11 protein-coding genes are annotated in these 9,009 nt (G+C 76.5%); 6 read left to right on the top strand and 5 right to left on the bottom strand.

Translation table 11 applies throughout. The annotated features are described in order from the left end of the window. Together PKA89_RS20050 and PKA89_RS20045 are read right to left on the bottom strand one after the other, a co-directional pair. A partial coding sequence (locus PKA89_RS20050; RefSeq protein WP_324422602.1) for an Rv3235 family protein occupies positions 1–530 on the bottom strand: 530 nt, incomplete at its 3' end. Beyond that, entirely contained in the window at positions 527–1,270 is a 744-nt protein-coding gene (locus tag PKA89_RS20045; protein WP_324422600.1) for a LysM peptidoglycan-binding domain-containing protein, read from the bottom strand. The genes PKA89_RS20045 and PKA89_RS20050, both read right to left, overlap by 4 nt. Positions 1,271–1,331: 61 nt before the next feature. Here PKA89_RS20045 and PKA89_RS20040 point away from each other — a divergent pair, with 61 nt between their 5' ends. Next, positions 1,332–1,874, top strand: coding sequence for a hypothetical protein (locus PKA89_RS20040; protein WP_324422598.1), 543 nt, complete (start codon positions 1,332–1,334; stop codon positions 1,872–1,874). Between the two features lie 8 nt (positions 1,875–1,882). On the opposite strand, the gene PKA89_RS20035 is transcribed toward PKA89_RS20040, so the two are convergent. Continuing rightward, complete coding sequence (locus PKA89_RS20035) at positions 1,883–2,110, bottom strand: helix-turn-helix domain-containing protein (RefSeq protein ID WP_324422596.1); 228 nt, start codon at positions 2,108–2,110, stop codon at positions 1,883–1,885. A gap of 101 nt (positions 2,111–2,211) precedes the next feature. Between PKA89_RS20035 and PKA89_RS20030 the strand changes: the two genes are divergently transcribed. The 5 genes from PKA89_RS20030 to pruA all read left to right on the top strand — a co-directional run bounded on the left by PKA89_RS20030 (position 2,212) and on the right by pruA (position 7,774). Beyond that, positions 2,212–2,874 carry an SAF domain-containing protein gene (locus tag PKA89_RS20030; protein ID WP_324422594.1) on the top strand — a complete coding sequence of 221 codons (663 nt, stop codon included), beginning with the start codon at positions 2,212–2,214 and terminating at the stop codon, positions 2,872–2,874. Further along, entirely contained in the window at positions 2,871–4,139 is a 1,269-nt protein-coding gene (locus PKA89_RS20025; RefSeq protein ID WP_324422592.1) for a hypothetical protein, read from the top strand. The genes PKA89_RS20030 and PKA89_RS20025 overlap by 4 nt, the downstream gene beginning before the upstream one ends. 12 nt (positions 4,140–4,151) lie before the next feature. Next, the gene (locus PKA89_RS20020) at positions 4,152–5,591 is read left to right on the top strand and encodes a wax ester/triacylglycerol synthase family O-acyltransferase (RefSeq protein WP_324422590.1); all 1,440 of its coding nucleotides are present in this window, start codon (positions 4,152–4,154) and stop codon (positions 5,589–5,591) included. A gap of 22 nt (positions 5,592–5,613) precedes the next feature. Continuing rightward, positions 5,614–6,042, top strand: a complete 429-nt coding sequence (locus PKA89_RS20015) for a hypothetical protein (RefSeq protein WP_324422588.1) — start codon at positions 5,614–5,616, stop codon at positions 6,040–6,042. Positions 6,043–6,145: 103 nt separating this feature from the next. Further along, the gene (pruA, locus tag PKA89_RS20010) at positions 6,146–7,774 is read left to right on the top strand and encodes an L-glutamate gamma-semialdehyde dehydrogenase (RefSeq protein ID WP_324422586.1); all 1,629 of its coding nucleotides are present in this window, start codon (positions 6,146–6,148) and stop codon (positions 7,772–7,774) included. A 121-nt stretch (positions 7,775–7,895) separates the two neighbouring features. Here pruA and PKA89_RS20005 read toward each other — a convergent pair whose 3' ends face one another. Together PKA89_RS20005 and PKA89_RS20000 are read right to left on the bottom strand one after the other, a co-directional pair. Beyond that, on the bottom strand, positions 7,896–8,390 hold the full coding sequence (locus PKA89_RS20005; protein ID WP_324422584.1) for a DUF2505 domain-containing protein: 495 nt from the start codon (positions 8,388–8,390) through the stop codon (positions 7,896–7,898). Positions 8,391–8,431: 41 nt separating this feature from the next. Then, positions 8,432–8,953, bottom strand: a complete 522-nt coding sequence (locus PKA89_RS20000; protein ID WP_324422582.1) for a hypothetical protein — start codon at positions 8,951–8,953, stop codon at positions 8,432–8,434. Positions 8,954–9,009: the final 56 nt, after the last annotated feature.

Here is a 9,009-nt window from a genome sequence, read left to right as displayed (position 1 = left end):
AGCGCGCTGACCCGCCACTTGCCGTCCTGGCCGACGAGCCGCAGGGCGACCGCCCGGACCCGCGGCCCGTGCTGGACGACGACCGCGGCCTCGGCGACGCCGTCGGCCGGCTCGCAGACCCGCACCCGGCGCACCGCGATCCGCTGCCGGGCCCGCGGCGCCCGCCCCTCGGCGCAGCGACGCGCGACGAGGGCGCCGCGGCGGGCGACGACGGCGTACACCTCGGGGGTGGTCCAGCGCACCACCTGCGGTGCCGGGCGCATCCCGGTCATCACCTCGAGGAGGGCCTGGGCCATCCGGCCGGACCAGGCGACGGGGTCGGGGAGGTCGGTGCGGGGGGTGCGCTGCGGGCCGAACACCTGCTCGTCGGAGGCGCACGAGAAGTCGACGGCGAGGGCGTCCTGGACGTACCCGGGCACGCGCCGGGCGCCGGGGTCGGCGGCTCGCGCCCGGCGGACCGCCTCGTCGAGGGGGAGCGGCGGGGGCAGCGGGCGCGGCGGCGGGGCGACGTGGAGCGAGGCTCGGCTCACGGGGCGAGCACCTCCGGGGCGTGCAGCACCTGGCCGGGCCGCAGGAGGTCGGGGTCGGGACCGACGACCGCGCGGTTCGCGGCGTACCAGCGGGGCCACGCCGCGGCGACCTCGGCGTCGGTGGCACCCTCGCCGAGGTGGCGTGCCGCGATGGACCACAGGGTGTCGCCCCGACGCACGACGACCTCGCCGGGGTCCCGCGCCGTCACCCGCCCGCTGACCACCGACACGTCCGGCTGGCGACGCACGGTCGGCGCGGTCGGCGTCCAGCCGGGGTCCGGAGGAGCGGACCACCCGGGGTCTGGCAGCGGAGCCGGACCGGCGACCGACTCGGTGACGACGAGCGCGACCGTGTGCGCCGACGCCGCGAGTGCCGGCCCGACGCTCGGCCCGGCGCCGAGACCGACCCCGAGGGCCAGGGCCGCGGCGCGACGCACGACCCGCGGGCTCACCGCCGCCGACGCACGCTCTGCCGCCCGGCCCACGGCTCCGGGGACGCGGGCCAGCGCCTCGAGCGCCGCACCGAGCAACAGCCAGAGGAGGACGAGGGCGCCGACGAGGGCGAGGGCGCCGAGCAGGGCGTCCTCGGGCGGGACCGGTGCGCCGGTGAGCGCGGCCCGTCCCCGGCCGGCCGCGACCCGGCCCAGCAGCACGGTGCACCCGGTCGCGAGGAGGACGAGCACCACCCCGGCGACGCGACCGGCCAGGCGCCGGGTCATGCTGTTTGATGCCGTTTGCATGTGTTTGACCGTACTGGGTCGCTGATGCGCCGGCAAGGGAGGGTGCGTAGCCTGTGGGCGCATGAGGTGGGAGGGGCTCTTCGCTGACCTCGAGGGCCAGCTCGCGGCCGAGGAGCGGCGCGAGCTCGACAGCGAGGTCGCCGAGCGGACCCGACGCGAACGGGCGCTCGTCGACCTCACCGCGCGACTGGCCGGCGGCCTCGGCCACGCGGTGGCACTGACCGTCGAGGGCGGGCGGAGCGCCGCCGGGACGCTGACCGACGTCGGCGACGGCTGGCTGCTCCTCGACACCGGGCGGCTCGAGGTGCTCGTGCCGCAGCCGGCGCTCGTCGCGGTGAGCGGGCTGCCTCCGCACGCCGACCCGGCCCGGACCGCCCGGCGCTTCGGACTCGGCTACGCCCTGCGCGCCCTGGCCCGCGACCGCGCGACGGTCGAGGTCGAGGTCGCCGGCGGGCCACCGCTCGTCGGCACCGTCGACGTCGTCGGCTCGGACCACCTCGTCCTCGCCGAGCACGCCGCGGGGGAGGCCCGGCGTCGCGAGAACGTCCGCCGGGTCACGGCCGTCCCGTTCACCGCCGTGCGCCTCGTCGGGTCGCGCCGGTGACGGCGGGGTCAGCCGTTGGTGGCGTCGTCGTCCGGGCGCCCGCTGACCAGCTGGCGCGTCTCGGCGTACATCCGCTGGATGTAGCTCTCGAGCTCGCTCGTCTCGACCCGCCACTGGCCGCGGCCGCCGACCTTGATGGCGGGCAGGTCGCCGCTGCGCACGAGGGCGTACGCCTGCGCCGAGGAGATGTCGAGGATCTCCGAGACCTCGGTGAGCGGGATGAAGCGGCGCGGCACGCCGCCAGTGTGCCACCCGCCCCGCCGAGCCCCGCACCCGTCGTCCACAGGCCGCCGGCGCCGACGGGCGCGCGGACGGCCGCTCGGCGAGAATCGCGGCCATGACGGATCTGCCGACCCCGGCCGCCTCCCGCCTGCGCGCCCCGTCGTGGCGCGACTCGCGGCTGCTCGTGGGGGTGCTCCTCGTCGTCCTCGCGACCGTGCTCGGTGCCCTGGTCGTGGCCCGCGCCGACGACCGCGCACCGGTCTGGGCCGCCGCCCACGCGGTCACCCCGGGCCAGCGGCTCACCGCCGACGACCTCACCGTCGTCCGGGTCCAGCTCGGCGACACCTCCTCGGGCTACCTCCCCGCCGACCGCGCGCTGCCCGCCGACACCTACGCCGTGCGCGAGCTGCGGGCCGGCGAGCTCGTGCCGCGCACGGCGGTGGGCTCGGCGGCCTCGGTCGGGGTGCAGCAGGTGGCCCTCCAGGTCGACGCCACCTCGGCCGCGGCGCTCTCGCGGGGGACGCTCGTCGACGTCTACGTCAACCGCCCGCAGGAGGGGACGGGAGGCGTCGGCGTGGCTCGCTACGCGGGCCCCGAGCGTGTCCTCGAGCGCGTGTCCGTCGCCGGGGTCGCCGAGGAGGACGCCGTCCTCGCCGGCGCCGAGCAGACCCGGCCGGTCCGGGTCATGGTCCCCCGCGACGCCGTGCGCGACCTCGTCGCGGCGGTCGACGACGGCGCCCGCATCACCCTCGTGCCCGTCCCGGGCGGCACCGCGTGACGACGGTCCTCACCGCGCTGACCCACCGGCACGAGGCCGAGTTCGTCGAGGTGATGGGGGAGGCGCCCGGGCTGACGCTCGTCCGGCGCTGCGCCGACCTCGCCGAGCTGCTCTCGACCGGCGCGGCGGGAGCGGCCCGCGTCGCCGTCGTCTCGCCCGACCTGCGCGGGCTCGACCGCGACGCGCTGCGCCACCTCGCCGGCCACGGGGTGCGGGTGGCGGGGCTCGTGGCGCCGGCCGACGAGGAGGGCGAGCGCCGGCTGCGCCAGCTGGGGGTGGCCACGGTGCTGCACCCCGACGACGCCCCCGACACGGTCGCCGCCGCCCTCACCGCCCTCGCCGGCGCCACCACGTCGCGGCCGGCGGTCGACGACGACCCGGCCGACGACCCGCCGCTCGCCGTGCCCGACCCCGCCCGGCCGACCCCGGTCACCGTCGTCTGGGGGCCCACCGGAGCCCCCGGGCGCACGACGGTGGCGGTCACGGTGGCGGCGAGCCTCGCTGCGGCGGGGGTGCGCACCCTCCTCGTCGACCTCGACACCTGGGGCGCCTCGGTCGCCCAGGTCCTCGGCCTCGTCGACGAGGCGCCGGGGGTGGCGGCCGCCGCCCGGGCCTCCGAGCAGGGCGCCCTCGACGTCCCCGCCCTCGCCCGGCTGGCCCCCGAGGCGCTGCCCGGCCTGCGCGTCCTCACCGGCCTGCCCCGCGCCGACCGCTGGCCCGAGCTGCGGACGGCGGCCGTCGAGGACATCCTGCGGCTGGCCCGCGGCATCGTCGACCACGTCGTCGTCGACGCCGGCTTCGCGCTCGAGGACGACGAGGAGCTGAGCTACGACACGGCGGCCCCGCGGCGCAACGCCGCCACCCTCACCGCGCTCGAGGCCGCCGACCACCTCGTCGTCGTCGGGGCCGCCGACCCCGTCGGCCTGCAGCGGCTCGTCCGGGCGGTCCAGGAGGTCGCGTTGGTCGCCTCGCCGACCCCCCTGGTCGTCGTCAACAAGGTGCGCGCCTCGGCCGCGGGCGCCCGCCCGGAACGCACCATCCGCGACGTCCTCGCCCGGTTCGCCGGCCTCGAGGAGGTGCGGATGCTCCCGTGGGCGCCCGAGGACTGCGACGAGGCGGTCCTCGGCGGGCGGGCCCTCACCGAGGTGCGCGCGCGCGGCGGGCTCACCCTCGCCCTCGGCGCGCTCGCGGCCGAGCTCGACCCGCGCTGCCCCGACGCCGCCGCGGTGAGCCGCCACGGCCGTCGGCGCCGCGCGGCGGTCTGACACGATAGGGACGTGGCCGACCGACTCAGCGCGCTCGACGCGTCCTTCCTCCGGCTGGAGGACGCGACGACCCCGATGCACGTCGGGTCGGTCATGGTCTTCGACGTGCCGGCCGGCGGGTTCGACTACGCCACCCTCGTCGACCTCATCAGCGAGCGCATCGCCCACGTGCCGCGCTACCGGCAGCGGATCAAGACGGTGCCCGGCGGCCTCGGCAACCCGGTCTGGGTCGACGACCAGTCCTTCGACATCGGCTACCACGTGCGACGCAGTGCCCTGCCCCGCCCCGGGTCGGACGAGCAGCTCGAGGAGCTCGTCGCGCGCATCCTCCCGCGCCCGCTCGACCGCTCCCGACCGCTCTGGGAGGTCTACCTCGTCGAGGGGCTGGCCGAGGACCGGTTCGCCATCATCACCAAGAGCCACCACAGCCTCGTCGACGGCGTCCACGGCGTCGACATCGGCGGGGTCATCGTCGACGGCAACCCGAGCGGGGGCGACGGCGTCCTCGCGACGTGGCGACCGCGCCCCGAGCCGACCTCGGCCGAGCTGCTCGTCGGGGCGCTGGCCGACGTCGTGCGCACCCCGAGCCAGCTCGTCGACACGGTCCGCAGCGGGGTCCAGGACGTCGCGCGCACGGCCGGCCGGGTGGCCACGGTCGCCGGCGAGGTCGTCTCCACCCTGGCCCGCGTGTCGACGCGGCCGGCCCCCGACTCGCCGCTCAACACCTCGGTCGGCCGGGCCCGCCGCTACGTCATGGTCGGCACCGACCTCGACGACTACCGGGCCGTCCGCACCCGCCTCGGCCAGGGAGCCTTCGCCGACGAGGTGACCGTCAACGACGTCGTCCTCGCGACGGTCGCCGGGGCCTTCCGCTCCTGGCTGCTGACCCGCGGCGAGCCCGTGTACCCGGGCACGACGATCCGCGCGCTCGTGCCGGTGTCGGTCAGCCCGTCCGACGACGCAGCCCGGGTCGGGCCCGAGGTGACGGCCTGCTTCGTCGACCTCCCCGTGGGTGAGCCGAAGCCCTCGATGCGGCTGCACCAGATCGCCTTCTCGATGCGCCAGCAGACCGAGGGCGGCGGCCGGCGGGCGGTCTCCGCCGAGGCGCTGACCGGCGTGGGCGGGTTCGCGCCGCCCACCCTGCACGCGCTCGGGGCCCGGCTCGGCGGGATGGTCTCGCGCCGGCTGCACAACGTCGTCATCACCAACGTCCCCGGCCCGCAGACCCCGCTCTACGCCGACGGCGCCCAGATGGTCGCCACCTACCCGGTCACGCCGCTCGGCGCCGGGCAGGCGCTGTCCATCGGGCTCACCTCGTACGACGGTGGCGTCTACTACGGCCTGTACGCCGACCGCGACGCGATGCCGGACGCCGACGTCCTCGGCCGCGGCATCGTCGACTCGCTCCAGGAGCTGCTCGAGGCCCCCCGGCCCCGGGCCCGCCGCTCGTGACCCCCGACCCGAGGACCCCCGGATGCCGCTGACCCGCGTCTACCTGCCGCTCACCGCCACGGACCTCGAGGCGCTCGCCGACGGGATGGACCTCGGGGCACCGCCGGTCGCCGCCCACGGGGTGACGCCGGCGCTCGGGCGCCCGGGCCTCGTCACCGACGAGGAGGAGCTCGAGCACGCCGCCTGGGTCGCCGCCGCCGACGAGGCGGAGGCGTTGCGCGACACCGACGAACGCCGGGTGGTGGCCTCCGCCGACCTCGACGAGGGCGTCGTGTCCGTCCCGGCCGACGCCGACGTGCCGAGCCGTGTGGAGCTGCTCGCCCCGGTGCCGCGGTCGCGGCTGGTCTCCTTCCACGTCGACGAGCACCGGGGTGACACCGGCACCGCCGACCTGCTGTGGTTCGACGTCACCGAGCTGGGCGCGGTCCTCGACCTCCTCGCCACCGACTGAGCGGGCGGGGCGCCGCCGCCCGGCGCGAGTTGCGTCCGGCGAAGGCCGGGCGCGAGAGTGGGGGCATCCCGTCGTCGTCACCCCGAGCGAGGTGCTCCACCCCATGGACGCTGTGACCCACGTCCCCGCCCCGACCAACGAGCCGGTCCTCGACCACGCCCCCGGCAGCCCCGAGCGCGCGTCGCTCGAGGTGGCCCTCGCCGAGCTCGGCTCGGTGCGCCACGAGCTGCCGCACACCATCGGCGGGAAGCGGGTGATGGGCGGCGGCAAGCGGTTCGAGGTGCGCCAGCCGCACGCGCGCCGCAAGGTCCTCGGCGTCTCGAAGGGTGCGACGAAGGCGGACGCGGCGGCGGCGGTCGAGGCGGCCCGCGCGGCGGCCCCCGGGTGGCGCGACCTGTCCTTCGACGACCGCGCCGGCATCCTCCTCAAGGCGGCCGACCTGCTCGCCGGCCCGTGGCGCGCCCGGCTCAACGCCGCGACGATGCTCGGCCAGAGCAAGACCGCCTACCAGGCCGAGATCGACGCCGCGTGCGAGCTGATCGACTTCTGGCGCTTCAACGTCCACTTCGCCCGGCAGATCATGGAGGAGCAGCCGCCCGCGAACTCCCGTGGCGTGTGGAACCGCAGCGACCACCGCTCGCTCGAGGGCTTCGTCTACGCGGTCACGCCGTTCAACTTCACCGCCATCGCGGGCAACCTGCCGACCGCCCCGGCACTCATGGGCAACACCGTCGTCTGGAAGCCCTCACCGACCCAGCAGCTGGCCGCGCAGCTGACGATGGAGCTGCTCGAGGAGGCCGGGATGCCGCCCGGCGTCGTCAACCTCGTCACCGGTGACGGCGTCGCGGTCTCCGACGTCGTGCTCTCCCACCCCGACTTCGCCGGGCTGCACTTCACCGGCTCGACCGCGACCTTCCAGCACCTGTGGCGCACCATCGGCGAGAACCTCACGTCCTACCGGCACTACCCGCGGATCGTCGGCGAGACCGGTGGCAAGGACTTCATCCTCGCCCACCCGAGCGCCGACCCCGACGTGCTGCGCACCGCGATGGTCCGCGGCGCCTTCGAGTTCCAGGGCCAGAAGTGCTCCGCCGCGTCGCGCGCCTACGTGCCGCGCTCGGTGTGGAAGCTGGTCAAGGACGACCTCGTCGCCGTCACCGAGGGCCTGACCCAGGGTGACGTCACCGACCTGTCGAACTTCATGGGCGCCGTCATCGACGAGCGGGCGTTCGCCAAGCACAAGGCCGCGATCGACCGGGCGCACGCCGCGAGCCACCTCGACGTCGTCGCCGGCGGGACCTACGACGACTCCCAGGGATGGTTCGTGCGGCCGACCGTCGTCGAGAGCAGCGACCCGACCGACGAGATGTTCACCACCGAGTACTTCGGGCCGATCCTCGCCGTGCACGTGTTCCCGGACCGCCAGTACGACAAGGTCCTCGACCAGATGGAGTCCGTCGCGCCGTACGCGCTGACCGGCGCGGTCATCGCCCGGGACCGGGCGGCCATCGCGGACGCGACCCACCGGCTGCGGTTCGCCGCCGGCAACTTCTACGTCAACGACAAGCCGACCGGCGCGGTCGTCGGGCAGCAGCCGTTCGGCGGCGGCCGCGCGTCCGGCACGAACGACAAGGCCGGCTCGGCGGCCAACCTCATGCGGTGGACCTCGACGCGCTCGATCAAGGAGACGTTCGTGCCGCCGACCGACCACCGCTACCCGCACATGGGCTGACCGACCCGCGCCCCTCTCGGCACCAGGACGCCGGCTACGGCGCAGTCACCGCACCAGGATGCGGGCTACGGCGCAGTAAGTGTCGTGATGACGACCCTTACTGCGCCGTAGCCCGCGTCTGTCAGCCGCCGAGGCGCTCGCGGAGCAGGCGGACCTCGACGTCGATCGCGGCGTTGATGGGGTCGGCCGCGGCCTTCTCGATGCGGCCGCCGACGAGCGGCACGTTCGCCCTGAGCTCGGCGTCGAGGACCTCGACCGAGCCGGCGCCGTCCGGGAGCAGCGCGAGGCGGCCCTTGAGGGTCAGCGGTGCACCCTTGACGTGGAGGTCGACGACGGCCTCCCGGCTGCCGTCCGGGGCGGGTGCGCCCCAGTCGTACACCTCGACGACGGTGAGCGTGGCCCCGACGAAGGAGCGGGCGACGTCGGGCAGGCCGTCGGCGGGCAGCTCGCGCGAGGTGGTGACACGCGCCCCCACGGCGCCGTCGGTCACCTCGGCGGAGTAGGCGCCGCCGTCGGTCGTCGCGGCGCACTTCGCCTCCTGGAAGGCCGGGTCGGTGAGCAGGGCGTAGGCCTCCTCGGGGGTGGCGGCCAGCTGCTCTCGCCTCGTGAGTCGCACTCGTCCGTCCTCGCTGTCGTCGGTCGCGTCGGGTGATCCTCTCACCCGCGGCGCAGGCCGTGGGCGAGCGTCGCGAGGCGTTCGGTGGAGTCGCGCAGCTCGGCCAGGAGGAAGTCGCGCCGGCGGCGGTGCTGGGCGAGGAGCAGCTCGAGCTCGGAGCCCAGTGCGTCGGCGCCGGCGCGCTCGGCGGCCTCGGTGGCGGCGTCGGCCTCGCCACGCACCCCGTACGCGGGGACGACGTGGTCGTCGCGGATGACGAACCCGGCTGCGGCAGCACGCTCCTCGAGCGAGCGGGCCCGCGCGTGGAGGTCGGCGAGGTCGGTGGCGCGGTCCTGGAGCAGCCGGCCGACGCGCTCGAGCTCGGCCGCCGTCGCGGCCGCGGAGGTCGCCAGGGCGTCACCGCGGCGACGGGTGAGCACCGACACGCGCCCCGGCCATCCCTCGCCGAGGGCGGCGACCTCGGGCCCGAGGGCCGCCGCGACGGCGGCCAGTCGGTGCCCGACCGAGGCGGCGGTGGCGGCGCAGGCGGAGAGGGAGGCGGGGTCGCCCGGGACGACGCTCACCCGTCGACCTCCCCCGCGCTGGAGGGGTCGAGGGCGGGCGACGTGGCCGCACCCCC

Source organism: Phycicoccus sp., from assembly GCF_035325325.1.
GTDB lineage: Bacteria > Actinomycetota > Actinomycetes > Actinomycetales > Dermatophilaceae > Phycicoccus.
This window is presented reverse-complemented; position numbering and strand designations above follow the sequence as displayed.

Excerpts from the sequence above, each read along its gene's own strand:
- PKA89_RS20045 (WP_324422600.1), bottom strand. The coding sequence starts at position 1,270 with ATGCAAACGGCATCAAACAGCATGACCCGGCGCCTGGCCGGTCGCGTC.
- PKA89_RS20040 (WP_324422598.1), top strand. The coding sequence starts at position 1,332 with ATGAGGTGGGAGGGGCTCTTCGCTGACCTCGAGGGCCAGCTCGCGGCC.
- PKA89_RS20030 (WP_324422594.1), top strand. The coding sequence starts at position 2,212 with ATGACGGATCTGCCGACCCCGGCCGCCTCCCGCCTGCGCGCCCCGTCG.
- PKA89_RS20015 (WP_324422588.1), top strand. The coding sequence starts at position 5,614 with ATGCCGCTGACCCGCGTCTACCTGCCGCTCACCGCCACGGACCTCGAG.
- pruA (WP_324422586.1), top strand. The coding sequence starts at position 6,146 with ATGGACGCTGTGACCCACGTCCCCGCCCCGACCAACGAGCCGGTCCTC.